The organism is Paenibacillus sp. FSL H3-0310, assembly GCF_038002785.1.
In the GTDB taxonomy this organism is placed as follows: domain Bacteria; phylum Bacillota; class Bacilli; order Paenibacillales; family Paenibacillaceae; genus Paenibacillus_AQ; species Paenibacillus_AQ odorifer.
In genome coordinates this window covers 60,693-86,865 of record NZ_JBBODC010000001.1, presented here as the reverse complement: position 1 = coordinate 86,865, position 26,173 = coordinate 60,693, and the positions used below count along the sequence as shown (strand labels likewise).

Here is a 26,173-nt window from a genome sequence, read left to right as displayed (position 1 = left end):
TCTAAAGTGATAAATAAAACAGCCCTCGTAGCAGATACGAGGGCAAAATAAAAACGCCTACTATGCGGCGCTATCTGTAATCTCTTCAGCTTGTTCAACCGTTATCTTTTTAGAGGTAACAAAAACCTGTACCTGCTCCGCAGTATACAATCCTGCTTCAAAGTATCGCTTAACCAGTGCGTACCAGTGCATTTACAGTACATCTCCTTCCACAAGGCTTAGAAGTAGATTCGCCTGTTCTTGCTCAGCTTGATCCAATCGAGATTGAGTCGTTGCTAGTTCGAATCCTATGCCAGCACTCTCTAATTCAAGTTTTTTTACCTTTCGGTTAAAGGCTCTTGATACACAGGCTCTTGTGGGTGCTCAGGCTCGGTGTTAGGGTCAGGATAACTGAACTCTAATTTCTTAGTATTAACGTTTACGCGGTATCCGTTGCATTCTGCAAAATCTTGCTTATATTCTTCATACTCTAGTTGAAGAATTCCAACCGTTTCAGGTACGCGTTCACTCAGCGCACGATATGCAGCAAAATCCTGATCTATAGTTGTCTCAATAACATCACCGGATCTCTCTCCGGTATCTTGAACAACATAACCTGTTGTTAGTTCATAAAATATTTTTCGTCCAATTTGCATTGTATTACCTTCCTCCCTCTTAATTCCACGCCGCCCATACATATTCCTGATAAGGCATTGTGTTTGGATTATACTGTTTATCTACCGAAAATGAACCTTCATAAAACGATATAATCAACGGAACGTCTTGCCCCATAATATACATCGCTTGTATTCCCATTCCAATAACAGGGTCTAAATAATAGATAAACATCGAACTCCAACCAAGACCACTATCAGGGTTATGTTTCATTGCGATCCCTGTTGGTCTGAACCCTAAACCACTCACATTAACAACCCCCCCCGTAACTAGTGAGCCAGAAGCAAATTGTTTCGGTTGCAACGTGCCTTGCACCCCATACACCCATGTTCCGTTTCGAATATTAGATGCAATTATATTACTATCTGCCCTAGCCTGTGCAGCATTCACTACTATTTCGGGTACTCCTGTGCCCCCATTATTTAAATACGCGCCTCTTGGAATGCGAACCCATAAATTAATTCCGTCCCATGTCGTACTTACTGATGAAGCGCTGGCCGGTTGCTGCACAATCGCACCGTCAACGCCAAATATCGTCTTGCCTTGTAGAATGTTAGAAGGTACAAAATTAGGGTCACTTGCAATAATAGCACCAAAACCACCTGAATTTAATCCGCTTTTATAGTATCCGGTTTCAGGCTCTAGTACTAGACTACCAGACCAATCACCTTTCGCACTTTTTGCGGCTTTATAGCCACTCGCAGGGGCTGAAGAAAAGTCGGGAATAGCTCCATCTACGCCAAATATCGACTTGCCTCGTAACCAGTTAGCTGTGTTATAGTTAGCGTCTTTAATATTTATCACAGTAGTTCCGTCGTTATATGCCTTAACCGGAGTAACGTCCAGATTTCCGTTGTAGCCCACTACTTTAGCAGGTGCCGCCCCTGCTGCCGCTGTGGGTATCGTCCCCGTCACTAGTCCGTTATCTTGTCCTACTGTGTAAGGCGCTAGCACCTGGGCTGCTGTTGCTGTTCCATATTCACCCCCTTCACCCTGTAAGATAAAAGCCGTGCCATCATATACAACCGTGTAAACTCCGTTCAGGGCAAGTGTTGCCGCATTTCCATTGGGTTTCTTGATTGCTTTGGCCCCTAATGTATTAGGATTGAGTGTAGGATTAGCTCCGCTATCAATGTGTGTTTTGAAACTAAATTTCAGTCCTGCTATCAGCGCCGTAGGTGCTGGGCTAAGTGTAAGAGTATATGCGGTAGCTGCACCAGCCGTAGTACCAAATCCAGTGTTGTTATTCAGTAGTGTCTTGTCCACAGCAGACATCAAGCCATTTGTAGAAGTTGTAGCTACGGCTGTACCAGCTTTTGCATTCCACGCCGTCTTTTCAGCATCCGTAACAAACCGATTACTCGCGTCTTGAGCAATAATAGCTGGTGGGTGGGTAACTGGGTGAGTATAATTATTCGCTCCCGTCGCAATCCCCGCCAGCTTTGTTTTCTCAGCTGCGGTGTAGTCATTCGTAGATAGCTGTTTGCCTGTTACTTTATCGACCTTGCCATTCACTGCATTGTCCAAAATGTCCATATTCCCGTTCAAATCGGCAATATCAACGATATCTGTTCCCTCTGGCTTCTTTAAGCCCAAATTTCCTGTGGTTTGCATATGTCACTCTCCTATCTATAAGTTCTTAATTCGTTCCATGTTTTACTGTGAGCACTCTCCCAAGTCAAAGCCTTAACAGATTCCCACCAGGTATAGCTGAACACAAATTCATAAGCTAAATGCGCAGGTTTAATCTCTTCGATGATTTGAATCAACCCTGCCATATTTGGAGGAATCCCCAGTGTACTCACAAAATGAATCTCAAAACGGTACTCCTCAGGCACTTCCTTTACTTCAACCACTCCACCTGAAAAAGCTGACGCCGTCCGCTGAATCATCTCCGGTGTGGTCGTCCCATTTCCACGCAGCTTTGCCTTAATCATCTCTCGGCGTGTGGCATATGACTTGGATGAATCGATATTTAGTCCAAGCTCAGCTTCCCATCGTCCAAGGCTCACCGTTGCCGTTTCAACAAAAGCCTGATCCAGTACGTCTATAGTGCCCAGCTTCAGTCCACCAATTTCTAGCCCGATGGTCTCCTGAAGCTTCTCCATTTCGCGGACATCCTTATAATAGTCCGGCAAATACTGCATTAGATCAGGCGCCTCGACTTCACCCGGATGGCTCGAATCTTTATCTGCGGAATATTGCAATTCGCTGTATAAAGAGCTGCCGTAACTCATCCTCTACACCCCCTTCAGTTGATTCCAGGTTAGGGGGCCTTTGGGCAAATAATCATGTGTATGCGCCGCCGGAGGAAATACCACTGGTTTACCTGCTACCCCCGCCCAAGCTACACTATCCGCTTGTTGCGCAAAATCCACCTTGCCATTGTTATTCGTATCGTAAATGCTTTTCAGCATATCCCCGGTACTCTGCGCGGCTACCAGCAAGACATTACCAGCGGCAGAACCAATGTACAGCTTGCCACTGTCTGTACAATACCCAAGCTCACCAATAGCCAGCGCTCCAATGGCGCTTTCCAAGCCGCGGCGTATTTGAATCAATGTTTTTAGAGCCATTGTCCCGCCCCCTAGAATGTTCCGCCATCAATACTGGCTACGGTAAGTCTATTGCCATTCGCTGCATCATAAATGATGCTGCTTCCATCCACACTTACAACTACACCGGATCCATCTACGGTGATCCCTTTTCCTGCCGTAACCGCAATCGCGTCTGCAGTAACCGTGATTCCATTGCCTGCACCAATATTGAGTGTCACAGCATCGGCCTGACCCCCACCAATTAGCCCGTTCCCAGCTGTAATGGTCTGTAGTGCACCACCCGTGCGTACCCATGCGCTGCCGTTCCAGCTATAAATCTTCTGCTCATCATCGACGTAAGCGGTCCAACCGACGGCAGGAACATAAAATACCCAAGCGACAGATTGGTATTCAACAATTTGATTCGTTTTCCCCGCCCATGCCCCGGTTGCTCCCGCTGGAATAATGTATCGATCACCCTCAACCGGACTGGCAGGTGGAGCCAGCAGGTTCTGGTCTTTTACCGATGCTTGCGGTTCGATGTTATGCTTGGCCAACTCAATTTCATTTTTAATCTTCTGTGCAGACCACAAGTCTGTAATCGTAGTCCCTGTATCATTGATTGTCCGGTGCTTGGCCACATCATCAATGTGAGTCTTGATCTCAGCGGCAGTCTTTACGTTTGTGCCATCCGATACTTTATTGATATGTCCCGCACTAATATCCGCTTTAAGCACCTTCGCATAGGTTGCTCCATCAGCGATATCATCAATTGTACCTGTCAGATCGGTAAGCTTCTGCACATTCACCCGCCGCCAAGCTGCCCCATCATCAAAATATAAATATCCGCTATTCGAACCCGTAGTCACGTAATACAAATGACCAACGGATCCTGCAACCGGACGCGAAGCTTCTGGCCCTGACAGCGCCCTGCCGACCATGGAATTGGACGTGCCGTCACCAATATAAACTTCCTTAGTATCACTGCAAAAACCAAGCTCACCTGCCTTTAACACGCCATAACTCGTTAGCTCAGCCTTTGTACCCCGCTTTATTTGTATGGTCTGTGCCATTTTACACCTCTCTTCTAAATGATCCCCCGTCAATCTGGCCTTTGCTCTTATAACGCTCTATTTCAGTTTGGACAGCGGTAAGACTCACCTGCAAACCGTTAATATCCTCTGCTTCAACCGTATCGCCGGGGGTTTCGTAAGTCACATATACCTCAGGCACATCGGCAAAAACCTTAATCAACCGCCGCCAGGGCGCCTCATCCGGAAAAGACACAGTGAAATTGCGTAGCTCGATCCCGGAATACTGTGACCCCGTGTACACCGCAATGGTCTGATTATTAATATTGTCATGCGCTAGAAGACCACTGTAAACGCCATTTACAAGCGGTAATCTCTCTTCGATAACGTAGCTGCTACCGTTTGCTTTTTTATTAAGTTTTTCTTGAAAAATATCAATTTGCTCTGGATAACCCATGCTACACCTCCAGTAGAACGTTACCGAACAACGGTACTTCTTCTTCGTTCAACATCACATTGCCCGCTCCACTGTTCAACTTCAGCTCTGTGTAATCCGCAACTCCTTCAGTAGCAAGCAATAATGCCCCGATGACAGACTGACTGATATAGGTTGCTGAAAAAGCCTTCTCCTTGCGATATTTCTCAAGCATCACTTGAAAGCCTTGGTTTACAGCTTGCAGTGCATAGCCAGAAGCAAGGGTTACCTTGGCGTTTATACTGATGTTTTTGCCCGCAGCCGGCGCCACGGTCACCACAGCCCCTACCGGTGCTTGTCCCTCACCCGCTCCTGAGACCGGATCAATGTATTGCTGCACCTGAGCCGCCAACAGCTCGGATGCTGGTTTTTTTTCGGCGTCCACAATAATCACCTTCACAGTTTTAGGACCTTTCCATAATGGAAAAACACGTGCGCCTCCCACACCCGGAACTTGTAGTGCCCACTCCATATAGTGATATTTATTTCCGCTAGTAGCTGGGCGTCTGGCTGAATCCAAATAACGCTGGCGTAGTGCATCATCCGTTTCAATGTCCTCCCCAGGGATCAGAAGAGAAGCTATTTCTCCGCGCGCTAGGTCTGAGATATAATCCACTGGCAGTAAAGAGCCAAAATATCGATTTCCTTCTTCTCCAGCGGTTTCACTTTCCAAGCGATACACTCCAGGAGATAACTTCTCCACAGCCGTATAATTCAGCATTTCGAGTGAGAAGCGGCTGCCGAGTGGAACATCTAACAATCCTCCATCCGCCTTATAAAAAATCCCTTTCAGCTGCGCCTTGCTAGCTTCACGTCTTACAATGCCTAACCAGGAGATACTTCGCTCTAAGTACTCTCCGGTAGCCGTATCTGCAAAATACAGATTATTATTCACATCCAGCTCAATATACATCTGTGCCAACTCAGCGGCTGCTGGAGCCAACGCGTCATAAATGATGCTGCCCTCGCGTTTATCCAATCCTGATGGAATCCGGTCCAGCATCCGCTCCAAAAGAGCCTCATACGTCTGATCCTCATACATCCTCATTCCACTCCTTTCTCAGCTGAAAATTTCCGTAACGTGTGACGACCTTGCAGTCAAAAGTTAGATTATCTCCGGTAAACGAAACAACAATATTCTCTAAGCTAAGTATTCGTTCATCCTGAAGTAGTGCCTCACTTACGATACGTCTGATTTCAGCTCTAACCAGCAGCCGATCCTTGCCAAGCACCAACCGCCACTCTGTTCCGTAATCAGAACTGTAAATCAGATGTTCAAACCGATCGGTTCGCAATATTTTAGCCGCCGCCTGTTGAACAGCTTCTAGTCCATCCGTTTGGCCTGTAATCCTTTTTCTCTCCCAATCCATCCGGTACGTAAGACTAGGACTTTCCCCACGCTCAAGGTTGACCTCCCCCTCAAGCAGGGCCGTTATCGGTCCAGCTTTTCCAATCGCAGGGATCATATCGGGCTCACCAGCCGATCCAGAACAATGTAGCTTTGTCCGCCCTGCATTCGAACCATTAATACGCGGTCCCCACTCGCTAGTCCTCGCCGAAGTATTACTTCTTTGCCCTCGATGTCGATCTTGCTTTCCATTACCGATTCAGGCAGCACTAACGCATTCCCCGATAAAATAAACCGCTGATCCACCTGGATCTGCAAAGGAGCTGCCTCCGTTACCGTTCCATAAGAAAAAGCCACGGGATTTGTACTTCCCACGGCTCCTAGACTTGCTTTTTTAATAATATCTAACATTATTTCTACACCACCTTAATATCGAGGGACATGGTATGCTCCCCTCCAGAAATCTTATGGCTGCATTGGTCCACCAGAAACAATTGAGTCTCGAATTCATCCAATAGGACATAAATGAAATTGCCTGCTCTTACGCGCATATCACCAATCGCCTGTACGGAGAGACTGAGCTTTTCACGGTTGTGCATTTTCAGTAAATTGTTTGCCTTCTCCTGAATTTGGGCAGCATTCGCTTTGTCATCAGCCTTCTGATACAAGTGCAGGATACCCCAGCGTTTCACATTGTCCTTGTCACTAACCGGATAGAAATCGCGTTTGCCCGATGCCTCGTTATCCTTGTACAGAAAAATCGTGTTGTACGTATCGTCATCAATACTTTTTTTGAGCGAATAATCGTACAGATAATGACCCGCTCCGAGCACCAGGTTAAGCAGCATAGAATCCGGTTTACGCAGCGTCAGCTTCCCAAAATCATCGTAAAAAGCCATCAACCGCCCCTTATACTGAAGCTCACTGCCGATGGCTCCCATAATGATGTCTAACAGCTTTTTGTCATCTTCAATTAAAGAAGGAATCCGGTACTCTGTCTCCTCCAGCACACCTGTCTTTAATCCGTAGTCCGTTGTTATTTTCTTGATAACATCACTAGCCGTAACATCCTGCAAAACATAACTACCATTGCCCAGCAAATAACGAATCTGATCATAGGCTGTCAGCTTAATCTCCTGATCCGAGCCCGTATCAATGCTGAACACAAATCCGTAAAATACATCCACATTATCTTTACTGAACTGAATAATATCACCATTGCTGATCCCGAACTTGGGGAGCTGATAGATTCCGCTGTCCACAAGCGTTAACTCTAGCGTTGACGGTTTACCTGACCGTGCGGTTTTCCAAGAAATATCTGAGACGATGCCAGAAATATCCCATAGATTCCCTTCTTTATTCTTCACTAGCAGTTCCATAACACCCTCCTACGGCAGCTTGATGACTTTACCGATGGGCAGCTTTTTCAGCTCACTATCCGGAATGCCATTAAGCTTCTGAATGACTTTGTACTTCGAGCCATCTCCTAGGTTTTTTTGAGCGATGCTCCATAGACTGTCTCCAGCTTTTAAGGTATAGGTAGTAGGCTTTGCTTTTTCATTGGCCCGCTTCTGCTCCGCCTTCACTTCACCTTTGACAACCTTCACAGCTACCGCCTGATAGAATACGTATTTTTTGAGAGATAACGAATATTCAATATCCCCTGACGTACCCGCACTAAGCTTCCAAGTGAAACCTTCAATGCTCATAGCCATATTCACAGCAAAATCAATTTCTAAAGATCTATCCTCACTAATTGAAGATTCCTCTAGCCATTTCTGCGGTTTGTTTAACTTCTTCTCATCCTTTTTCGTATCATCGGGATACCTCACACCGGAGAACACAAACCGAATAGGCCGACGACTCTTCATCCATTTCTTAATAAGTTCCACATATTCAAAAGGCCTTTTCAATCCATCCTCTTGCACCAATACGAACGGATACCTTTGTGCCGGGAAAATACTTTCAATTGTGATCTCCGTAAGCTTCGGATAAGCAATCGTATTGATCTCACCCAGATCGATAATGGTATAGCTTTTTCCATCTCCACTCTCCTTGATTTCCAAGGTCTCTGGATTGACTGGCAGCCGGATTGCATCCTCCTGATTATTAAAGCCCAAAAAAATCCCGTACTCTTCCACGTTACGTATACACCCCCTGCGCCGTAGAGACAAACTCCTCGTTCAGCTTTTGCCCGATCTTGTTGATAATCGTATCAATGTCTCCGGCATTGTTAATATTCCCGGTCGTCACCTGCACCGTCGGCGTAAGCTCCACAAAATTCTGGATCGCCTGAATCTCGGCCAGCTCGCGCAGCATTTTCAGATCATCACTGGAGATGTCTACGGTGTCGTTGATGGAGCCGAGCTCGTTCACACGGTTGACGGTGTTCAGATTATTGCCCTGAGTAGCTAGTAGACCTGTTGAATCCAGTGCTTTTGTACTGCTGATCGGATTCAACATATCCTTCACTTTTTCAGTAGCATCGCGCCCTTTGTCCATCAACTTGTTCGTGGCATTCTTTCCTTTTTGACTGGCGCTATTAAAACTATCTTCAAGATTAACGTACTCGATCTTAGCAGTCTTTTGCTCTGGAAAATTATCAGCGGTAGGAGCAAACGCCTTAAAATTTTGCCGGTATTTATCGATCATATCGCTTGCCGCATGAGGAATTTCCGGCTCCTTCCTCTCAACTTTTAGTTCACTTATCCCCAATTCGTCGAAGAATGGAATATGACTTAAAGCCTCAATCATGGAATTGAATTTGTCTAGTACCCAATTGATTGCTTTTGCCATTACCTTCATGAATCCCCCGGCAAAGCCCTCTGCTCCAACTGTCATATTGTAAAGAACATTAAGGGCACCCATACCCAAATCATATAGCAGCTGCTTCATAAAATTGACCGCTTCATGAAATTTATTCACTATATAATCCCATGCAGAGATAGCTGCATTCTGTATAAAAATCCAAATGTTATCCATCACTGCGCTTAACCATCCAAATGCTCCCACTATAGCTCCAACGACATCCCCCGCAGAAATACCTAACATTTGAAAAATATAAATAAGAACAGCTATAACAGCGATAACCACTAAAATAGGCCAGTTTACTACCAACCATGCTGCTGCAAGCTGATAAGCGGCTGCTACAAGTAGAGCCACTTGTACGATCATAGCTACGAGATAGACAATGGCTATCGCTTCAAGAATCGGTTTAATCCAAGACCAGTTCTCCTGCACCACTCCAACCAACCATAATAAGCCATCCACTACCATGCCAATCACATTAGCAATGATCAGAAAGCCGTTAGCCATAGCATCTATAATCGGCATAAATTGGCTTGAAGTCAGCGCCTCGTTCAATGTATCCATCACTGGCCTCAAGGCTCCCATTGCTTTCTCACCGATTTTCCCAAGTGCAGCATCTGTATTGTCATTCAGCTTATTCCAGTCAGCGATATCTCCTGGTTGTGCCGCAGCTTTTACAGCTTTCTCCCCAAAAGACTTCACGGCATTAAATGGCTTTACCACATCAACTGTCTTGAGAAACTTCATAATTCTCGAGTCAGGAGTTGGTGGGGATGGTGGAACCGGAGGTTCCTTTTTCAGATTAATTTTGGGCTTGGGGACCGGATCAGCCTTAACCTCCGGCTTTTTCTCCTCTTCTTTCTTTTTCTCCTTCGCTTTTAGCCCTTTCCACCACTCTACCTTTTTCGCCTCTTCTTCTTCAGCCTTACCTTTTTGCACACTTGGGGAGCTATTTAATGTTCGAAGCGCTAACTGTTGTGATTGCCCTGCTTGTTGGCTTTGCTCGATAACTATATCTCTAGAAACTATGACCTTAGGAGGAAGTCTCTTAAAGCCTTCAAGCAGCGTATCATTGATATCCTGCAAAGATTGGTTCACTAGATTCAGAGAACGGCTCATCTCATCGCTTGATCGCTTAACAACTACCTGCACTCCCTTGACCAATCGATTAACGATATCCAGATTGCTGTTCACACGAACACATTGTTTATTAACACTCTTCCAAATTCCCAGAGATTTCATCGGTAGCATTACGGCTTTAGATGCGTCTATCTTCATTCTCTCACCCCCTAACTATCTCTTCCTCGCCTTACTCCGTGCCTGATCGCGCTTCTCCTTCTCCACACGAACAGCAATCATCGCATATATTGCGGCGCGTTCGCGGGAAGACAGCTTCATCAGCTCATGGGGTAAAATGTGCAGCTCATGGAGGGCGTAATAAGCAAAATTGGCTTCACTATCGCCCTCGTTGATTAGTTTTTTACTTCATCCACCAGCTCGTTCATATCCGTGCCAAAACCATTTAAGGCCTGCACCCGCTCACCCAACGCCGCGAATTCACCTGGTAGCAGCATTTTACGCAGCAGTGTCTCAGCGCCAAGTACGCCATAAGAACGCTGCAATTCAGCATTTTTCAGATCCGGATGCACTACACTTGAGGTCATCAGCTTCGCCATATAATCGTTAGGCTCAATTTCGGAGGTATACACTCCGTTTTTACCTTTGACTTTACGGGTTGCGGCCTTGCGGCATTCCTGATTCTCATCCTCAGTCATACTGCGCAGCTTCCAAGCTACCGCATTTCCTTCCTTATCCTTAAAACGCTGGGATACTACAAACTCCTCGGTCGTGTCACATGCTACATTTTGGGCAAAAAACAAACTTAATTCGCTCATTGTCTTCCTCCTAGAATTATTTATTAGATACTTCTCCTGCTACTAGCTGCCAATAGACAGAGAAGAGACCCGCCGCTCATTCTACGTTCGGGTCTTGCTTGCTCCAATCTATCTAGTTGTCTTAATTAAAGCCCGGAACCTGCCGGAGCACCAAAAGCTTGCACAATCTGCACATCTTCAAAGGTAAAGCTAACTTCTTCTTCCAGAGCATCTGACTCTGTATCAAGTGAGGCCATGATGACACTATCAAGGTTCACGCCTTTTAAAATAATACGTTGTGCTCCCACGCTGGACGATGGATCTTCGTTCGTAACCTCAATATCGAAGTACTGATCAACACCCGTATTCATATAATCGAGCATCATCTGGCGGAAACGACTAGTCATATAAAAAATCGTCATTGAACCGCTGCCCGACCATCCAGTCGCTTTATGCTGAACACCCCGGCGGCCCAGTGTTTTCACCTCTGCCTTTGTTTTTTCTACTGTAGCTTCAAGAGTTTTCACATAGAACATCTCTTCGGTTTGCGTACCAATCACAGCATAAGCACGGCCCTCCTGGCCGGAAATCGTATCACTAGCTTTTAAAAATGCCATCTTAAACCACCTTCACTTTCATATATACTTTTTCTACGGAATCTACCGGTTTCACAGCCACATCCAGCACGATACTATCACTATCTGCACCAGCCACAACTACAACATCTGTCTGCGCGTTAAAGCCCTCAATCGCACCCATATCCTGCAAATCATTCATATAAGTCGCACACTGTGACCAGAAAAGAGCACGGCCATCTTCATTATTCGCGACCTTACCGATATAGTAGTTCTCAAAAATACGCTTCATATCATTTGCAATTCCATCCAGCACGCGCAGTACACGATTTTTGGAGAATGCTTTGCCTTTGTCCGGTGAAAACGCGGTAAATGTATTGATATCCTGTTCCACCACAGCCCGTCCGCCACTGTAAGTAAAGATAAGCTCTCCTTTTAGCAACGCAGCTGTAGTCTCAGAATGGCTAAGTCTTACATCAGCATCCACCGAATCATCATAACCCTGATAAGTCAGCGATTCATTAACAGCAGCTGCTGCTGTAGCACCAGCTACCCAAGCAACGGCATTGACGTTATCAATCGTAGTTCCGTCGCTCAGTACTACCCCATTATTCACGCTAATCACACCTTCATGACCTGCAGCCGCATAATCGGATAGTACAGCCTGTACCTTTTTCCCTTCTGTATCCCGAAGCCGTCTCACAAAAGAACTGTAGAGTGCCTTCAGAGCACTATCCTGCGATACTAGACCCACTGTTTGGAATTCCTGCACCTCAAGAGCAGACAGGAAGTCACTATGTGCTCCATTCGTCACGGTTCCGTTAGCCCCCCCTGTAAGCGGCATGCCTGCAATTAGCTTCAAGCCTTCTGCACCATTTTTCTGGAATTGAACATAATCGTTCGCGACCAACTCTTCAGCCGTTCCGACCGTTTGCTTGTTCAGTTCGGTTCCATTAAGCAACGTCTTTACATCAAAAAGAGCAGCATTCTCTATATTTTTCTCAATCACAATCAAAAGATCATTTCCGCGTACACCGCCATATTTAGCTGTTACCTGAAGGCCGTTATTCGTGACTGCCGCTTTAACGCCTTCATTCAATCGATAGAGCAGCAAGGTTCCCGCCCGTTTCAGCGCTTCACGCACTGGCAGTAGAGTTGGATGTTCCAAATCCACTCCTAGCAGCTTATTCACATCATCCTGCGGGGTAATCTTCATGATTACTCCCGGCTCTCCCCAAGATAGGGCAAGCGCCAATGCCGTAATCCCGCGTTCTCCCATTTTGCCGATGGCACCTTGATTTGATGCTACATTTACGTACACCCCAGGGCGCACCTTATTTTGCGTTGTCCATGTTCCGCCTGCCATTAGTTCATTACCTCCTTATTTTTGAACAATCCCATAGATTGCTTTGCTTCTTCGAGCGTATAGTTCTTGGCATCCTGCAAAATAACGTTCAATATATCCTTTTCCCTCGGCGTAAAAAGTGAGTAATTCACAATCTGTTCCTTACTGAACCCATTCCCGTTACTCCCTTTAGTACTCATTTCAATCGTTCTCCTCCAATCATTTGTCCCATCTTAATGCTGTCAGGCTTGTCGTTTTGCAAATACAACATATAGTCAACTGTAAACAGCGGCCCATGCCCTTCAGTTCCAGCTTCCCAAGCTTGCCTAACTACACGAAAAGCTCCACCATCCTGCTCCATTCCTGCCATCGCCTCACTCAGCTTATCTGCCATTCTCTCAGCTTCCAGCAAATTGCCTTGCTCATAACGGATGCCAAAACGGTAGACCGCTAAATATCTGCCCTCCCGCTGCCGATCCAGTGTTGCTGAGATCAATCCGGGATGAAAATAAGCGGTTTGAGGTTTTTCTCCTTCTACATATACAGGCACATCAGGAAAATACCGTTCAAGTGTACTTGTAATGTGTTCTCGCAATTGTTGTACCGACATCACTCCATTCCTTTCTGATCTGCGACCGTTCGTCGATCCTTGATGGTGTTAACCTTCAACTGCATGAACATTAAGCAGACACCCCCTCAACTAGATTTAAGAAAAAAGGATACTATCCGAGGTTGGATAATATCCCTTCTTCATTAGGCAAATGCGAGAAGAATCTTTCACCGCTAGGTTGTTCTCATCACCCTTAGGGCGGAACTATTAGCAGAGCATTCATGCTCTTGCGGTGTTCTTTTGCTTCATTTGCCATGTTATAATCATACCCCCATATTATCCTTGCGGAGAGGGTAAACGGACGAGGTTTTGGCTAGCTTTGGGATGGTATAGAGCGTTTTTTTGGAGGTACACAATTGAAGACAAGCTAAAGAGCTTTCGACCCTCCTTTTATGGACGGCAAGCATTTGTGCGAGGATTATAAGGATAAAGTACACCCTGAAACTTATACTTTCTTATAATTCAAAAAAAGACCGCATCATCCGCTCGGACGATACAGTCTTCTTTACTAATCAAACTATTCTACTTCTATTAAGTAATACTCATTTTCTCTTTCTTTACCCTAGGCGCTGTTGTTACTAAAGTTTGCAGAGACAGTAAGCCGAGATCCGTTAACGCTAATGCCATCTTGTAAAAAGCCTTCGAGCGTATCTTCACGTAAGTGTCCTTACTTACCGGTGGATCAAACACATGATTGTAAATCGTATAATCGTACATCTCGTCTCTTCTCATATACCTTTCCCGTACCAGCTGCTGTTCTCTCGTATCGAGTCTCTCTACCACAGAGTCTATTGCGGAACAATAAGCTCTCCTTGCGGCGGGGATGTCCACATTATAAGAAGCTATCGCAGCAGTCTGATCAGTTACAGTGTTAGTAGGACCATGAAATCTTTCTGTGTATGAATAAGTTGTGCTTGCTTCCTTAGCTTCAAATGTAACGGTCTTAAAAATACGGTATTTCTCCAACATGCTCTCTATAGCGACCTGGGTTCGGCGACGGTCCAACTCTGGTAAAGTTGATATGTTCATCATTTATGCACTCCTTTTGGGTTTAACTGAATGAGATTTAATTTGCGGAATTTTCCAGCCCAATGTGATAAAATAAATCTTGTTCGTATTCTGTTCGTATTTTTCTATAATATACCACTTCTTTACCAATCTCGTAAAACCCCGTTTTAGGCTGTTTTTATCGAAAAAGAGCGTATATCCCTCCATTATCTTGCCTTTTGGCAATTATATACGCTTTGTTGTTTACCTATTGGCAAAAATGGCTTATATTATTATCATAAGGTTACAGCCAATAAGGAGTGAGTTGAGATGAAACAGGAATTCGGGGATTATATGAAGCATCTTCGGGAAACAAAGGGACTCACCATTAATCAATTAGCAGTAGCTGCCGGAATCAGCGGTTCGCAAATTTCCCGGATTGAGAATGGATTAAGAGGGGTTCCTAAACCAACCACGTTACGCAAAATTGCTGAGGCCACTGGCGTCCCCTACGAGGAGCTAATGGATCAAGCAGGGTATTTGCAGGACCAGACTCTTTCAAGCGATGAGGCTGTCCCAGATTGGGCCACAAGCAAAGATAAAAGAGACTTTCGAAAAATGCTAGAGGATGATGGAGAGCTGATGTTTGACGGAATTCCATTAGACAAAGAAGATAAACAGAGGATAAAAGATGTACTAACCGGATTGTTCTGGGAAGCCAAACAGATGAATAAGAGAAAAAAATCCAAAGACACTAAATAACTATACTAACATGCTGCAGGTGAAGAACATGGATGAACTGATCAATAGTCTGATTAAAAAATATAAAACCAACTGCCCGTTCGAGCTTGCCGCAGCACTAGGCATTCAAATTCGTTTCATGAATCTGGGGACTGGCACAAAGGGATTATATTATCGAAAATTAAGAAGAAGGTTTATCGTCATTCATAATGAGTTGCCTGTAGAATGGCAGCGCTTCGTTTGTGCGCATGAATTAGGACATGATCGGCTTCACAAGGGGATCAATCGCTTTTTTCTGGAGGAAAGCTCCTATTTCTCTCCTGGGAAGCTTGAACGTCAAGCTAATGTATTTGCTGTAAAATTATTATCTTCAGGCAGAAGCCCCGAACAAGAGGAATCATGGAGAAACTATTATCTACGGATTGGAATTCCACCGGAAGTCCGATTTTTTTTGGAGGAATAATAGAACATACGTTCTTAGAATGTATTTATATGTATATTCAATACATAACAAAAAAGCCCTTACCGAAGTAAGAGCTTTTGAGCAGCGATTAAGCTGAGTATCGGGATGACACGATTTGAACATGCGACCCCCTGGTCCCAAACCAGGTGCTCTACCAAGCTGAGCTACATCCCGTTACTATAAAATTATGGAGCGGGTGATGGGAATCGAACCCACGCTATCAGCTTGGAAGGCTGAAGTTCTACCATTGAACTACACCCGCAAAGGTGAAAATCGGGATGACACGATTTGAACATGCGACCCCCTGGTCCCAAACCAGGTGCTCTACCAAGCTGAGCTACATCCCGTTATAAATACTATAATTGCTTAATAATAAAATGGCGCGCCCTGAGAGATTCGAACTCCCGGCCTTTTGATTCGTAGTCAAACGCTCTATCCAGCTGAGCTAAGGGCGCAAAATTATGGAGCGGACGACGGGAATCGAACCCGCGACCCTCGCCTTGGCAAGGCGATGCTCTACCGCTGAGCCACGTCCGCAATAAGTGGTGCGCGTGAAGGGACTTGAACCCCCACGTCGTGAAACGCCAGATCCTAAGTCTGGTGCGTCTGCCATTCCGCCACACGCGCATATAATAATAAAAGTGAGCCATGAAGGACTCGAACCTTCGACACCCTGATTAAAAGTCAGGTGCTCTACCAACTGAGCTAATGGCTCGCACTTGGCTGGGGATATAGGATTCGAACCTATGAGTGACGGAGTCAAAGTCCGTTGCCTTACCGCTTGGCTAATCCCCATTGATGGTACCTCTATGTTGCCCATAATCTCTTAGGAAGATTATGGTGGAGGCTGAGGGGATCGAACCCCCGACCCTCTGCTTGTAAGGCAGATGCTCTCCCAGCTGAGCTAAGCCTCCATATCTATGGGACCCTCTAAGGGTAAGTACAAGTAAAAGTTGGTGACCCGTATGGGATTCGAACCCATGTTACCTCCGTGAAAGGGAGGTGTCTTAACCCCTTGACCAACGGGCCTTGCAAATCTGTGGAGCTCTCAACCGGATTCGAACCGGTGACCTCTTCCTTACCATGGAAGCACTCTACCTGCTGAGCTATGAGAGCATGGCTCCCCGAACAGGACTCGAACCTGTGACAACTCGATTAACAGTCGAGTGCTCTACCAACTGAGCTATCAGGGAATATCCGCTTGGCAACGTCCTACTCTCCCAGGACCCTTCGGTCCAAGTACCATCGGCGCTGGAGGGCTTAACGGTCGTGTTCGGGATGGGTACGTGTGGAACCCCTCCGCTATCGCCACCAAACGGGCATTTACAGCGTAAATGCTCAGGCTTAATCGCCTGAAAACTGAATCCGAAACGAATCTGCATTCTACGTATAGGATAAGCCCTCGACCGATTAGTATTGGTCAGCTCCATGCATTGCTGCACTTCCACCTCCAACCTATCTACCTCGTCGTCTTCAAGGGGTCTTACTAATTGGGAAATCTCATCTTGAGGGGGGCTTCACGCTTAGATGCTTTCAGCGCTTATCCCGTCCGTACGTAGCTACCCAGCCATGCTCCTGGCGGAACAACTGGTGCACCAGCGGTACGTCCATCCCGGTCCTCTCGTACTAAGGACAGCTCCTCTCAAATTTCCTGCGCCCACGACAGATAGGGACCGAACTGTCTCACGACGTTCTGAACCCAGCTCGCGTACCGCTTTAATGGGCGAACAGCCCAACCCTTGGGACCTACTTCAGCCCCAGGATGCGATGAGCCGACATCGAGGTGCCAAACCTCCCCGTCGATGTGGACTCTTGGGGGAGATAAGCCTGTTATCCCCAGGGTAGCTTTTATCCGTTGAGCGATGGCCCTTCCATGCGGTACCACCGGATCACTAAGTCCGACTTTCGTCCCTGCTCGACTTGTAGGTCTCGCAGTCAAGCTCCCTTATGCCTTTGCACTCTGCGAATGATTTCCAACCATTCTGAGGGAACCTTGGAACGCCTCCGTTACTCTTTAGGAGGCGACCGCCCCAGTCAAACTGCCCGCCTGACACGGTCCCCGTACCCGATAAGGGTACTAGGTTAGAACCTAGATACGATCAGGGTGGTATCCCAACGGCGCCTCCACCGAAGCTTGCGCTCCGATTTCTACGGCTCCCACCTATCCTGTACAGATCGTACCCAAATTCAATATCAAGCTGCAGTAAAGCTCCATGGGGTCTTTCCGTCTTGTCGCGGGTAACCTGCATCTTCACAGGTATTAAAATTTCACCGGATCTCTCGTTGAGACAGCGCCCAAGTCGTTACGCCATTCGTGCGGGTCAGAATTTACCTGACAAGGAATTTCGCTACCTTAGGACCGTTATAGTTACGGCCGCCGTTTACTGGGGCTTCGGTTCATAGCTTCGGGTTACCCCTAACCACTCCCCTTAACCTTCCAGCACCGGGCAGGCGTCAGCCCGTATACTTCGCCTTGCGGCTTCGCACAGACCTGTGTTTTTGCTAAACAGTCGCTTGGGCCTTTTCACTGCGGCCCCCTCGTGCTATTCACACTACCGGGGCACCCCTTCTCCCGAAGTTACGGGGTCATTTTGCCGAGTTCCTTAACGAGAGTTCTTCCGCGCGCCTTAGAATTCTCTTCTCGCCTACCTGTGTCGGTTTGCGGTACGGGCACCTTCTCCTGGCTAGAGGCTTTTCTTGGCAGTGTGAGATCATGACCTTCGCTACTACAATTTTCGCTCCCCATCACAGCCCAGCCTTAATGATGTGCGGATTTGCCTACACATCAGCCTCACTGCTTAGACGGACATCCATCAGTCCGCGTCACTACCCTCCTGCGTCACCCCATCGCTCATAGCGGATTACGGTGGTACAGTAATTTCAAACTGTTGTCCTTCGACTACGCCTTTCGGCCTCGCCTTAGGTCCCGACTTACCCTGAGCGGACGAGCCTTCCTCAGGAAACCTTGGGCTTTCGGCGGATCAGATTCTCACTGATCTTTTCGTTACTCATACCGGCATTCTCACTTGTGTAGTGTCCAGCGCTCTTTTCAGTACACCTTCAACCCCTACACAACGCTCCCCTACCCCAGATACATAGTATCTAGCCATAGCTTCGGTGGTGTGTTTAGCCCCGTTACATTTTCGGCGCAGAGTCACTCGACCAGTGAGCTATTACGCACTCTTTCAATGGTGGCTGCTTCTAAGCCAACATCCTGGTTGTCTGTGCAACTCCACATCCTTTCCCACTTAACACACACTTGGGGACCTTAGCTGATGGTCTGGGCTGTTTCCCTTTTGACAATGGATCTTAGCACTCACTGTCTGACTCCCGGCAATAAGTATATGGCATTCGGAGTTTGACTGAGCTTGGTAATCCTTGCGGACCCCGCACCCAATCAGTGCTCTACCTCCACTACTCTTATACCGAGGCTAGCCCTAAAGCTATTTCGGGGAGAACCAGCTATCTCCGAGTTCGATTGGAATTTCTCCGCTACCCCCACCTCATCCCCGCACTTTTCAACGTACGTGGGTTCGGGCCTCCAGTGCGTGTTACCGCACCTTCACCCTGGACAGGGGTAGATCACACGGTTTCGGGTCTACGTCCACATACTCATTCGCCCTATTCAGACTCGCTTTCGCTGCGGCTCCACCTTCTCGGCTTAACCTTGCATGTTAAACGTAACTCGCCGGTTCATTCTACAAAAGGCACGCCATCACCCATTAATAGGGCTCTGACTTTTTGTAAGCACACGGTTTCAGGTTCTATTTCACTCCCCTTCCGGGGTGCTTTTCACCTTTCCCTCACGGTACTGTTTCACTATCGGTCGCCAGGTAGTATTTAGCCTTAGCAGATGGTCCTGCTGGATTCATACGGGGTTTCACGTGCCCCGCACTACTCGGGATCCGTCTCGGAGAGAACACAGTTTAGGTTACAGGGCTTTTACCTCTATCGCGGGCCTTTCCAGACCTCTTCACCTACCATATTCCTTTGTAACTCCATGTGAGACGTCCCACAACCCCTAAGAGCAAGCTCTTAGGTTTAGGCTGTTCCGCGTTCGCTCGCCGCTACTGACGGAATCACTATTGTTTTCTCTTCCTCAGGGTACTTAGATGTTTCAGTTCCCCTGGTCTGCCTCTACATTTCCTATGTATTCAGAAATGAGTAACTGCGAATTACCACAGCTGGGTTTCCCCATTCGGACACCCCCGGATCAAAGCTTGCTTACAGCTCCCCGAGGCAGTTTCGTTGTTCGCCACGTCCTTCGTCGGCTCCTGGCGCCTAGGCATCCTCCGTGTGCTCTTATTAGCTTAACCTTGATTCTTCCGAAGAAAAATCTCACTAATAACATTTACTTGTTTGCACAAGTTGCTAAAAGATGTTCTAAAACGCAAATTCGTTTCGGTATCCAGTTTTCAAGGATCAAGTTAAAAAAGTTATTCATTTAAAAATTTATGGTGGAGCCAAGCGGGATCGAACCGCTGACCTCCTGCTTGCAAGGCAGGCGCTCTCCCAGCTGAGCTATGGCCCCATAAAATCACTCTATAATGTTATATGGTGGGCCTTGGTGGACTCGAACCACCGACCTCACCCTTATCAGAGGTGCGCTCTAACCAACTGAGCTAAAAGCCCATATAACATATATAACATTGTGAATCAACCAATGAATTGGTTGTCCGCTTGGCAACGTCCTACTCTCCCAGGACCCTTCGGTCCAAGTACCATCGGCGCTGGAGGGCTTAACGGTCGTGTTCGGGATGGGTACGTGTGGAACCCCTCCGCTATCGCCACCAAACGCATACGAAAGAGACTTGCTCTTTCAAAACTGAACACGAGTGAGTGTTCGAACCCGAAGGTTCTATTGTGGAAGTTAAACTTCCGATTTGAATGTCTTCATTGCAGAAGACGATTCTCCATAGAAAGGAGGTGATCCAGCCGCACCTTCCGATACGGCTACCTTGTTACGACTTCACCCCAATCATCTACCCCACCTTCGGCGGCTGGCTCCCTTGCGGGTTACCCCACCGACTTCGGGTGTTGTAAACTCTCGTGGTGTGACGGGCGGTGTGTACAAGACCCGGGAACGTATTCACCGCGGCATGCTGATCCGCGATTACTAGCAATTCCGACTTCATGCAGGCGAGTTGCAGCCTGCAATCCGAACTGAGACCGGCTTTGATGGGATTGGCTCCACCTCGCGGCTTCGCTTCCCGTTGTACCGGCCATTGTAGTACGTGTGTAGCCCAGGTCATAAGGGGCATGATGATTTGACGTCATCCCCACCTTCCTCCGGTTTGTCACCGGCAGTCACTCTAGAGTGCCCAGCATTACCTGCTGGCAACTAAAGTTAAGGGTTGCGCTCGTTGCGGGACTTAACCCAACATCTCACGACACGAGCTGACGACAACCATGCACCACCTGTCTCCTCTGTCCCGAAGGCCACCACTATCTCTAGTGGATTCAGAGGGATGTCAAGACCTGGTAAGGTTCTTCGCGTTGCTTCGAATTAAACCACATACTCCACTGCTTGTGCGGGTCCCCGTCAATTCCTTTGAGTTTCAGTCTTGCGACCGTACTCCCCAGGCGGAGTGCTTACTGTGTTAACTTCGGCACCAAGGGTATCGAAACCCCTAACACCTAGCACTCATCGTTTACGGCGTGGACTACCAGGGTATCTAATCCTGTTTGCTCCCCACGCTTTCGCGCCTCAGCGTCAGTTACAGCCCAGAAAGTCGCCTTCGCCACTGGTGTTCCTCCACATATCTACGCATTTCACCGCTACACGTGGAATTCCACTTTCCTCTTCTGTACTCAAGCCACCCAGTTTCCAGTGCGACCTCAGGTTGAGCCCAAGGTTTAAACACCAGACTTAAATAGCCGCCTGCGCGCGCTTTACGCCCAATAATTCCGGACAACGCTTGCCCCCTACGTATTACCGCGGCTGCTGGCACGTAGTTAGCCGGGGCTTTCTTCTCAGGTACCGTCACTCCGGTAGCAGTTACTCTACCGGACGTTCTTCCCTGGCAACAGAGCTTTACGATCCGAAAACCTTCATCACTCACGCGGCGTTGCTCCGTCAGGCTTTCGCCCATTGCGGAAGATTCCCTACTGCTGCCTCCCGTAGGAGTCTGGGCCGTGTCTCAGTCCCAGTGTGGCCGTTCACCCTCTCAGGTCGGCTACGCATCGTCGCCTTGGTGGGCCGTTACCCCACCAACTAGCTAATGCGCCGCAGGCCCATCCCTCAGTGACAGATTGCTCCGTCTTTCATTCTTCTCTCAGGAGAAAAAAGAAATTATCCGGTATTAGCTACCGTTTCCGGTAGTTATCCCAGTCTGAAGGGCAGGTTGCCTACGTGTTACTCACCCGTCCGCCGCTAAGTTACTTTGAAAGCAAGCTTTCAAAGTAACTCCGCTCGACTTGCATGTATTAGGCACGCCGCCAGCGTTCGTCCTGAGCCAGGATCAAACTCTCCAATTAGTATTGAAAAGAGCGATATGCTCATTTTGGAACATCTGACGAGAAAATTAATTCTCTAATTTGGATTTCACTTACGTGATTTCCCACTCACTCGTTGTTCAGTTTTCAAAGATCAATGTCTCTCATTTCGTCGTCGTTGTTTATCAGCGGCGACCTTTATAATATATCACAGTGTTAAGCTGTTTGGCAAGTCTTTTTTTTTGAAAAATCTTTTTTTCAATTTTTCTTGCCTTCCGCTTCCCTTTTACACAAGCAAAAGGAGCGCGAGATATAATTTATCATGAGCACTCCTTTTTAGTCAAGCTATTTTATTAAATAATCTGAAAACTTTATAAAACTGTAGCAATTCTCGTATATCTTCAGTGTTTATACTGAGAAGAACGCCCACCCCATGCATACTTGGAAAGCTCTTTCTGAGGAGCGAAGCGAGCATACATCCGGAATACAGTCTTATATCTATTAGCGATGGCGTGCCTGATATTTTGGTCCAAGCGCTGATCACTCAAATCTAACAGCATCTCATCTAGTTCTTTTCTCAAAACATAATCCAGTTCCTTGCATTCCTTTTCGTTAAACAACATTCCCAACATATGCTTGGCCTCCTTCATGAAGTTGCAATTAACACCTTCTCTAAACCCCCAAAACCTTTTTGCATAATCAGTAAGTACATCTCATGGAGAAAGCTGCCTTAAGATCCTCTTACACTAGATTAACCGGAGTCCTCTTTTTATAACCATAATTATTAAAAATTCCCTTTATGGTTTCGTCTCGATTATATACTCCTTACCTTTAGGCAATCCTTGGATGAACGCCCTTAATGTTATGCTCTATTCCCGGAAGTTTTATGATAAAAGTGAAAAAGTAATTGTACTTTCAATAATGGCTGCAACAAATAACAGGATTACAGTCCATATGGAAGCCGTAAGTGTTTGACGCATGAATGCAGACCAGTCTGCGCTTCTTTCCTCTTTTCTATCTGTAGATCGAAATAAACTTGAAATCACTTTCCCGCCAAAATGCAGTCCAAAGGCACAAGCGATAATGATTGCCGGAATCTCTATAATCCCGTGTGGCAGCAATCCTTTTACGATTAAATCGAACAAATCCTGCCCTTGCAGTGCGGATAAATGTATCAAGTAGCCAATTACCGCTCCGTTTATAAATAAGAATATAGCTGGCAATATGCCGAACAACGCTCCCAGGAAAATAATAACCACTCCCTTGATGGCGTTATTCAGAAATATAAATACAAAGAAGTTCCATTGCGGATTAGAGGTATCTCTTAAGTTCCCACTGATCTCACTTAGCCCTTCCAATTGCTGAACCAATAGTTTTTCCAGACTACTTGTCGCTACCCAGCCAACAACCGCTCCTATTACGAAGAGCAGACAGGATAGCAGCAAAGCCTTGCGGATCGATTTAATATCTTTAACAAACGTGAAGAACGACAACATAAATACCTCCTGAAATTGTGATCTCTGTTTCTTAGGTCATAACCGTGCGGTACGAGCATACATTTAGAACAAACAAGCATTTCGCATGGGAGAGGAGCGCTGTCATTAATGAATTCTTTTTATGTATTCAGCGGCAAAAAGATCAAAAGGTTCATCTATATCTTCGCCGCTGTGCTTCTTGCTGCTGGAGTTGTCTATGTCGAGAGGGGTAATATCACCGTTTTTTCTGAGGCTGGACCTTCTGCCATTTACAGTGTGCCAACAGAGAAGAAGCTGATTGCCCTAACCTTCGATATTAGCTGGGGGGAAAAGAGACCCGAGCCAATTTTGAAGGTACTTGAAGACAAGAAAGTGGACAAAGCCACCTTCTTCCTATCGTCACCATGGAGTAAGACTCACCCGGATATTGTAACAAGCATTAAAAACGCAGGATTCGAAATTGGCAGTCATGGCCATAAACACGTCAATTACAGCACTCTAAGTAACGAAGAGATTCGCACTCAGATCACAACGGCTCACACTGTGCTTACAGAATTAACCGGTAAAGAACCAAATTTAATTCGTATGCCTAATGGTGATTTTGACAAAAGAGTTCTGCAAGTGGCCAATGATCTTGGTTACAAAGTCATTCAGTGGGACACAGACTCTCTGGACTGGAAGAACATAGGTGTAGACAATATCGTGAAGCGTGTAACGACTAAAGCACATCCTGGTGATATCGTTCTACTACATGCCAGTGATTCCTGCAAACAAACTCACGAAGCTCTTCCGCAAATTATCGATGAGCTCCGCAGACAAGGTTATGAATTCGTTACCGTCTCTGAGCTGATCAGCCAAAGCAATGCAGAGGGTAAAGAGGTTCGTGACTCGGCCTCACTAAATAGTGCCTTAGAGGATGCTGCTGGGCTGTAACGCTCCTCCCAATCTTAGGTACCGCAATAGATGTTGGTCTTATCCAAATATTAATGACGCGGGGAAATGAGCTCCGATATGTCGGGTGTGGGGGTATTCAGCTTCGGATAGCTCAGATCCAGACTCTCCAGTGTCTTTACAACGATGGATAAGGCCAAATAGTTGCGGTACCATTGATGATTGGCTGGTATCCAGTACCAGGGTGCTTTATCAATACTAGACTCCTTAAAAACATCTACATATGCCTCTTGGTAATCATCCCAAAACTCCCGCTCCTGTAGATCACTTGCGTCGAATTTCCAGTGTTTTTTGGGATCTTCAAGCCGTTCTTTTATTTTCTTAAGCTGCTTTTCTTTTGAAATATGCAGAAAAAGCTTGATAATTGTCGTTCCCTCTTCCACCAGCATCTCCTCAAACTGCCGTATGTAACGAAAGCGGCGCTTCAAATCATCCTTTTTCAATCCCCCATGTACCCGCGGTACCAATACATCTTCATAGTGTGAGCGGTTAAATGCAGAGATGTAGCCTTTAGGGGGTGTCTTTTGATGCACTCTCCATAAGAAATCGTGAGCTTCTTCCTCCAGAGAAGGTTTCTTGAAGCTGGTCACTATAAAGCCTTGTGGATTAATCCCTGAAAAAATGTGTTTAACCGTTCCATCCTTACCGCTGGAATCCATCCCTTGCAGAATTACTAGCAGTGAATGCTTTTTCTGTGCAAAAAGAATATCTTGAAGCTCTGCCAACCGTTCCTTTAACTGCTCTGTTTTGGCTTCTGCTTCTTTTTTTGATTTAAAATTACCTGTATCGTCCGGGTCCAGCTTGTTAAGCTGGATTTCATTTGTGTCTTTTATCATATAGCGCTTGATGTCCATATATTCCCCTCCTAAAAGTTTTGTGAGCGTTGCTACGCTTGTATTACTACGTACAAAACTCGCTTCGGAAGCATACGCTTAGTTTTGTAAAGCATATGCATCATTGAAAACTTCGTACAAAACTCACTTCGGAAGCATCTACTTAGTTTTGTGAGCGTTGCTACACACAAAGAACCCGCTCTATTGTTCTTTAAGATTAACCTCCTCCAGCGGATTTTAATCGTTAGGATACATTCTAGAGCAAAAAACCCCGTCTTCTGAAGGCCAGAGCACGGGGTTCATGATTTGCTGAATTCGCCCCAGCCTTTATCCGGCTGCCGGCTTGAGAATACGGTGAAGCATCAAAATTTGGAATGCATTACAGGCGATGAGCGGAACAACAATAAACACTGTCGCACTATCAACACCTATACGGAGCACGCCGATAATTTCCACAATTGAAATAGCTGTCATAAAAAAGAGGGTTGGAATCCAAGCTGAGATGTTTGTACTTTTCACTTTGAAATAAGACACAATAATGGCAGCTAACAAAATAAAGATTCCTAGTATTAGATCAGACAAGACACTTCTTTCCCCGCCAACGACGGTACGCAAAAAAATCAGTTCAAGCAATGCGAGCACAGAAAGCACCAGTTGTATGTATTTCCAAATTTTTGGTGGGAAAACACCGTTGCCCATGTAATTCAAAATTAGATAAGCAAAAAAACCAAGTTGCGCATAAACACTGACAAGCATACCGTAGCCGAATAGTATCAGCGGGTATAAAAAGAAATCAGCGACACTTTTGAAATCAATTCGACCGTTCACGAATTGCAGTGCCAGACCTGCGATTACTGCTCCGCCTGCTCCTATTAGAAGGGTTGTCCAAAATAAATAAAACCATTTTTTTATACTCAGCCACTTCACCTCCCCTATGTCAGATTTATTTTACCAAGGATACCGACAAAACACCATTACATCAGCAACATAAATGTGTGTTAATGCGGCATAATACAACTGGAGAATCCTAA

26 protein-coding genes, 14 tRNA genes and 4 rRNA genes are annotated in these 26,173 nt (G+C 46.3%); 3 read left to right on the top strand and 41 right to left on the bottom strand.

Features of this window, described 5'->3' with window-relative positions:
• Positions 1-60 precede the first annotated feature (60 nt).
• From MHH63_RS00590 to MHH63_RS00500, 19 genes are all read right to left on the bottom strand, one after another.
• Entirely contained in the window at positions 61-192 is a 132-nt protein-coding gene (locus tag MHH63_RS00590) for an XkdX family protein (protein ID WP_076129770.1), read from the bottom strand.
• Between the two features lie 125 nt (positions 193-317).
• Positions 318-635 carry a hypothetical protein gene (locus MHH63_RS00585; RefSeq protein WP_076099877.1) on the bottom strand — a complete coding sequence of 106 codons (318 nt, stop codon included), beginning with the start codon at positions 633-635 and terminating at the stop codon, positions 318-320.
• A 19-nt stretch (positions 636-654) separates the two neighbouring features.
• Positions 655-2,268: a hypothetical protein gene (locus tag MHH63_RS00580; protein WP_076099875.1), complete on the bottom strand. Its 1,614-nt coding sequence runs from the start codon at positions 2,266-2,268 to the stop codon at positions 655-657.
• Positions 2,269-2,279: 11 nt separating this feature from the next.
• Positions 2,280-2,891, bottom strand: coding sequence for a putative phage tail protein (locus tag MHH63_RS00575; RefSeq protein ID WP_076280154.1), 612 nt, complete (start codon positions 2,889-2,891; stop codon positions 2,280-2,282).
• Between the two features lie 3 nt (positions 2,892-2,894).
• Positions 2,895-3,230, bottom strand: coding sequence for a hyaluronate lyase N-terminal domain-containing protein (locus MHH63_RS00570; protein ID WP_076099872.1), 336 nt, complete (start codon positions 3,228-3,230; stop codon positions 2,895-2,897).
• 11 nt (positions 3,231-3,241) lie between these two features.
• The gene (locus tag MHH63_RS00565; RefSeq protein WP_341171110.1) at positions 3,242-4,264 is read right to left on the bottom strand and encodes a DUF2793 domain-containing protein; all 1,023 of its coding nucleotides are present in this window, start codon (positions 4,262-4,264) and stop codon (positions 3,242-3,244) included.
• A 1-nt stretch (position 4,265) separates the two neighbouring features.
• On the bottom strand, positions 4,266-4,679 hold the full coding sequence (locus tag MHH63_RS00560; RefSeq protein ID WP_341171109.1) for a phosphoglucomutase: 414 nt from the start codon (positions 4,677-4,679) through the stop codon (positions 4,266-4,268).
• A gap of 1 nt (position 4,680) precedes the next feature.
• The gene (locus MHH63_RS00555) at positions 4,681-5,739 is read right to left on the bottom strand and encodes a baseplate J/gp47 family protein (RefSeq protein WP_341171108.1); all 1,059 of its coding nucleotides are present in this window, start codon (positions 5,737-5,739) and stop codon (positions 4,681-4,683) included.
• Positions 5,732-6,163, bottom strand: coding sequence for a DUF2634 domain-containing protein (locus MHH63_RS00550; protein WP_076099869.1), 432 nt, complete (start codon positions 6,161-6,163; stop codon positions 5,732-5,734). Before MHH63_RS00550 ends, MHH63_RS00555 begins: the two co-directional genes overlap by 8 nt.
• A complete protein-coding gene (locus tag MHH63_RS00545; RefSeq protein WP_076099903.1) occupies positions 6,160-6,456 on the bottom strand; it encodes a DUF2577 domain-containing protein in 297 nt (98 codons plus the stop codon). Before MHH63_RS00545 ends, MHH63_RS00550 begins: the two co-directional genes overlap by 4 nt.
• A 5-nt stretch (positions 6,457-6,461) precedes the next feature.
• Positions 6,462-7,424, bottom strand: coding sequence for an XkdQ/YqbQ family protein (locus MHH63_RS00540; protein WP_076099867.1), 963 nt, complete (start codon positions 7,422-7,424; stop codon positions 6,462-6,464).
• A 9-nt stretch (positions 7,425-7,433) separates the two neighbouring features.
• Positions 7,434-8,186 (bottom strand): LysM peptidoglycan-binding domain-containing protein, encoded by a 753-nt coding sequence (locus MHH63_RS00535; RefSeq protein ID WP_076186589.1) that lies wholly within the window; start codon positions 8,184-8,186, stop codon positions 7,434-7,436.
• Position 8,187: 1 nt separating this feature from the next.
• Entirely contained in the window at positions 8,188-10,131 is a 1,944-nt protein-coding gene (locus tag MHH63_RS00530; RefSeq protein WP_341171107.1) for a hypothetical protein, read from the bottom strand.
• 194 nt (positions 10,132-10,325) lie between these two features.
• On the bottom strand, positions 10,326-10,748 hold the full coding sequence (locus MHH63_RS00525) for a phage tail assembly chaperone (protein WP_076129761.1): 423 nt from the start codon (positions 10,746-10,748) through the stop codon (positions 10,326-10,328).
• Positions 10,749-10,873: 125 nt separating this feature from the next.
• Positions 10,874-11,344, bottom strand: a complete 471-nt coding sequence (locus tag MHH63_RS00520) for a phage tail tube protein (protein ID WP_036681245.1) — start codon at positions 11,342-11,344, stop codon at positions 10,874-10,876.
• 1 nt (position 11,345) lies between these two features.
• Positions 11,346-12,668, bottom strand: coding sequence for a phage tail sheath family protein (locus MHH63_RS00515; RefSeq protein ID WP_076193913.1), 1,323 nt, complete (start codon positions 12,666-12,668; stop codon positions 11,346-11,348).
• Positions 12,668-12,847, bottom strand: a complete 180-nt coding sequence (locus MHH63_RS00510; protein ID WP_341171106.1) for a hypothetical protein — start codon at positions 12,845-12,847, stop codon at positions 12,668-12,670. Before MHH63_RS00510 ends, MHH63_RS00515 begins: the two co-directional genes overlap by 1 nt.
• Positions 12,844-13,257, bottom strand: coding sequence for a phage tail terminator family protein (locus tag MHH63_RS00505; protein WP_038573440.1), 414 nt, complete (start codon positions 13,255-13,257; stop codon positions 12,844-12,846). The genes MHH63_RS00510 and MHH63_RS00505 overlap by 4 nt, the downstream gene beginning before the upstream one ends.
• A gap of 531 nt (positions 13,258-13,788) precedes the next feature.
• Entirely contained in the window at positions 13,789-14,286 is a 498-nt protein-coding gene (locus tag MHH63_RS00500) for an ArpU family phage packaging/lysis transcriptional regulator (RefSeq protein WP_038574900.1), read from the bottom strand.
• Between the two features lie 288 nt (positions 14,287-14,574).
• Here MHH63_RS00500 and MHH63_RS00495 point away from each other — a divergent pair, with 288 nt between their 5' ends.
• Together MHH63_RS00495 and MHH63_RS00490 are read left to right on the top strand one after the other, a co-directional pair.
• A complete protein-coding gene (locus MHH63_RS00495; protein WP_076129758.1) occupies positions 14,575-15,006 on the top strand; it encodes a helix-turn-helix domain-containing protein in 432 nt (143 codons plus the stop codon).
• A gap of 28 nt (positions 15,007-15,034) precedes the next feature.
• Positions 15,035-15,448 (top strand): ImmA/IrrE family metallo-endopeptidase, encoded by a 414-nt coding sequence (locus MHH63_RS00490; protein WP_036681396.1) that lies wholly within the window; start codon positions 15,035-15,037, stop codon positions 15,446-15,448.
• A 100-nt stretch (positions 15,449-15,548) separates the two neighbouring features.
• Here the strand turns inward: MHH63_RS00490 and MHH63_RS00485 are convergent.
• The 20 genes from MHH63_RS00485 to MHH63_RS00390 all read right to left on the bottom strand — a co-directional run bounded on the left by MHH63_RS00485 (position 15,549) and on the right by MHH63_RS00390 (position 23,379).
• Positions 15,549-15,622, bottom strand: a tRNA-Pro gene (locus MHH63_RS00485).
• A 14-nt stretch (positions 15,623-15,636) separates the two neighbouring features.
• A tRNA-Gly gene (locus MHH63_RS00480) sits at positions 15,637-15,710 on the bottom strand.
• 11 nt (positions 15,711-15,721) lie between these two features.
• Positions 15,722-15,795: transfer RNA gene (locus tag MHH63_RS00475), tRNA-Pro, on the bottom strand.
• Positions 15,796-15,826: 31 nt separating this feature from the next.
• Positions 15,827-15,903 (bottom strand) — tRNA-Arg (locus MHH63_RS00470).
• Positions 15,904-15,910: 7 nt separating this feature from the next.
• Positions 15,911-15,985 (bottom strand) — tRNA-Gly (locus MHH63_RS00465).
• 6 nt (positions 15,986-15,991) lie between these two features.
• Positions 15,992-16,075 (bottom strand) — tRNA-Leu (locus MHH63_RS00460).
• Positions 16,076-16,090: 15 nt separating this feature from the next.
• Positions 16,091-16,163 (bottom strand) — tRNA-Lys (locus MHH63_RS00455).
• Between the two features lie 5 nt (positions 16,164-16,168).
• Positions 16,169-16,243, bottom strand: a tRNA-Gln gene (locus tag MHH63_RS00450).
• 43 nt (positions 16,244-16,286) lie between these two features.
• Positions 16,287-16,362 (bottom strand) — tRNA-Val (locus tag MHH63_RS00445).
• Between the two features lie 40 nt (positions 16,363-16,402).
• Positions 16,403-16,477 (bottom strand) — tRNA-Glu (locus MHH63_RS00440).
• Between the two features lie 11 nt (positions 16,478-16,488).
• Positions 16,489-16,564: transfer RNA gene (locus MHH63_RS00435), tRNA-Thr, on the bottom strand.
• A gap of 1 nt (position 16,565) precedes the next feature.
• Positions 16,566-16,641: transfer RNA gene (locus tag MHH63_RS00430), tRNA-Asn, on the bottom strand.
• 6 nt (positions 16,642-16,647) lie between these two features.
• A 5S ribosomal RNA gene (gene rrf / locus MHH63_RS00425) occupies positions 16,648-16,764 on the bottom strand.
• A gap of 74 nt (positions 16,765-16,838) precedes the next feature.
• A 23S ribosomal RNA gene (locus MHH63_RS00420) occupies positions 16,839-19,764 on the bottom strand.
• 139 nt (positions 19,765-19,903) lie between these two features.
• Positions 19,904-19,979 (bottom strand) — tRNA-Ala (locus tag MHH63_RS00415).
• Positions 19,980-20,003: 24 nt separating this feature from the next.
• Positions 20,004-20,080 (bottom strand) — tRNA-Ile (locus MHH63_RS00410).
• A gap of 46 nt (positions 20,081-20,126) precedes the next feature.
• A 5S ribosomal RNA gene (rrf, locus tag MHH63_RS00405) occupies positions 20,127-20,243 on the bottom strand.
• A 124-nt stretch (positions 20,244-20,367) separates the two neighbouring features.
• Positions 20,368-21,925, bottom strand: a 16S ribosomal RNA gene (locus MHH63_RS00400).
• The 16S, 23S and 5S rRNA genes sit together here with 14 tRNA genes alongside, the layout of an rRNA operon.
• 359 nt (positions 21,926-22,284) lie before the next feature.
• The gene (locus MHH63_RS00395; RefSeq protein ID WP_036680631.1) at positions 22,285-22,515 is read right to left on the bottom strand and encodes a hypothetical protein; all 231 of its coding nucleotides are present in this window, start codon (positions 22,513-22,515) and stop codon (positions 22,285-22,287) included.
• Between the two features lie 252 nt (positions 22,516-22,767).
• Positions 22,768-23,379 carry a stage II sporulation protein M gene (locus tag MHH63_RS00390; protein WP_036680630.1) on the bottom strand — a complete coding sequence of 204 codons (612 nt, stop codon included), beginning with the start codon at positions 23,377-23,379 and terminating at the stop codon, positions 22,768-22,770.
• Between the two features lie 108 nt (positions 23,380-23,487).
• Between MHH63_RS00390 and pdaB the strand changes: the two genes are divergently transcribed.
• Positions 23,488-24,291 (top strand): polysaccharide deacetylase family sporulation protein PdaB, encoded by an 804-nt coding sequence (gene pdaB, locus MHH63_RS00385; RefSeq protein WP_036680629.1) that lies wholly within the window; start codon positions 23,488-23,490, stop codon positions 24,289-24,291.
• A gap of 50 nt (positions 24,292-24,341) precedes the next feature.
• Here pdaB and MHH63_RS00380 read toward each other — a convergent pair whose 3' ends face one another.
• Positions 24,342-25,163, bottom strand: coding sequence for a PPK2 family polyphosphate kinase (locus tag MHH63_RS00380; protein ID WP_052097348.1), 822 nt, complete (start codon positions 25,161-25,163; stop codon positions 24,342-24,344).
• 306 nt (positions 25,164-25,469) lie between these two features.
• Positions 25,470-26,060, bottom strand: coding sequence for a KinB-signaling pathway activation protein (locus tag MHH63_RS00375; RefSeq protein WP_038574906.1), 591 nt, complete (start codon positions 26,058-26,060; stop codon positions 25,470-25,472).
• Between the last annotated feature and the right edge of the window lie 113 nt (positions 26,061-26,173).

Bases quoted from the DNA above. Each gene is read 5' to 3' on its own strand.
- MHH63_RS00590 (WP_076129770.1), bottom strand. From the start codon at position 192: ATGCACTGGTACGCACTGGTTAAGCGATACTTTGAAGCAGGATTGTAT.
- MHH63_RS00585 (WP_076099877.1), bottom strand. From the start codon at position 635: ATGCAAATTGGACGAAAAATATTTTATGAACTAACAACAGGTTATGTT.
- MHH63_RS00580 (WP_076099875.1), bottom strand. From the start codon at position 2,268: ATGCAAACCACAGGAAATTTGGGCTTAAAGAAGCCAGAGGGAACAGAT.
- MHH63_RS00575 (WP_076280154.1), bottom strand. From the start codon at position 2,891: ATGAGTTACGGCAGCTCTTTATACAGCGAATTGCAATATTCCGCAGAT.
- MHH63_RS00570 (WP_076099872.1), bottom strand. From the start codon at position 3,230: ATGGCTCTAAAAACATTGATTCAAATACGCCGCGGCTTGGAAAGCGCC.
- MHH63_RS00565 (WP_341171110.1), bottom strand. From the start codon at position 4,264: ATGGCACAGACCATACAAATAAAGCGGGGTACAAAGGCTGAGCTAACG.
- MHH63_RS00560 (WP_341171109.1), bottom strand. From the start codon at position 4,679: ATGGGTTATCCAGAGCAAATTGATATTTTTCAAGAAAAACTTAATAAA.
- MHH63_RS00555 (WP_341171108.1), bottom strand. From the start codon at position 5,739: ATGTATGAGGATCAGACGTATGAGGCTCTTTTGGAGCGGATGCTGGAC.
- MHH63_RS00550 (WP_076099869.1), bottom strand. From the start codon at position 6,163: ATGATCCCTGCGATTGGAAAAGCTGGACCGATAACGGCCCTGCTTGAG.
- MHH63_RS00545 (WP_076099903.1), bottom strand. From the start codon at position 6,456: ATGTTAGATATTATTAAAAAAGCAAGTCTAGGAGCCGTGGGAAGTACA.
- MHH63_RS00540 (WP_076099867.1), bottom strand. From the start codon at position 7,424: ATGGAACTGCTAGTGAAGAATAAAGAAGGGAATCTATGGGATATTTCT.
- MHH63_RS00530 (WP_341171107.1), bottom strand. From the start codon at position 10,131: ATGAAGATAGACGCATCTAAAGCCGTAATGCTACCGATGAAATCTCTG.
- MHH63_RS00525 (WP_076129761.1), bottom strand. From the start codon at position 10,748: ATGAGCGAATTAAGTTTGTTTTTTGCCCAAAATGTAGCATGTGACACG.
- MHH63_RS00520 (WP_036681245.1), bottom strand. From the start codon at position 11,344: ATGGCATTTTTAAAAGCTAGTGATACGATTTCCGGCCAGGAGGGCCGT.
- MHH63_RS00515 (WP_076193913.1), bottom strand. From the start codon at position 12,668: ATGGCAGGCGGAACATGGACAACGCAAAATAAGGTGCGCCCTGGGGTG.
- MHH63_RS00510 (WP_341171106.1), bottom strand. From the start codon at position 12,847: ATGAGTACTAAAGGGAGTAACGGGAATGGGTTCAGTAAGGAACAGATT.
- MHH63_RS00505 (WP_038573440.1), bottom strand. From the start codon at position 13,257: ATGTCGGTACAACAATTGCGAGAACACATTACAAGTACACTTGAACGG.
- MHH63_RS00500 (WP_038574900.1), bottom strand. From the start codon at position 14,286: ATGAACATATCAACTTTACCAGAGTTGGACCGTCGCCGAACCCAGGTC.
- MHH63_RS00495 (WP_076129758.1), top strand. From the start codon at position 14,575: ATGAAACAGGAATTCGGGGATTATATGAAGCATCTTCGGGAAACAAAG.
- MHH63_RS00490 (WP_036681396.1), top strand. From the start codon at position 15,035: ATGGATGAACTGATCAATAGTCTGATTAAAAAATATAAAACCAACTGC.
- MHH63_RS00395 (WP_036680631.1), bottom strand. From the start codon at position 22,515: ATGTTGGGAATGTTGTTTAACGAAAAGGAATGCAAGGAACTGGATTAT.
- MHH63_RS00390 (WP_036680630.1), bottom strand. From the start codon at position 23,379: ATGTTGTCGTTCTTCACGTTTGTTAAAGATATTAAATCGATCCGCAAG.
- pdaB (WP_036680629.1), top strand. From the start codon at position 23,488: ATGAATTCTTTTTATGTATTCAGCGGCAAAAAGATCAAAAGGTTCATC.
- MHH63_RS00380 (WP_052097348.1), bottom strand. From the start codon at position 25,163: ATGGACATCAAGCGCTATATGATAAAAGACACAAATGAAATCCAGCTT.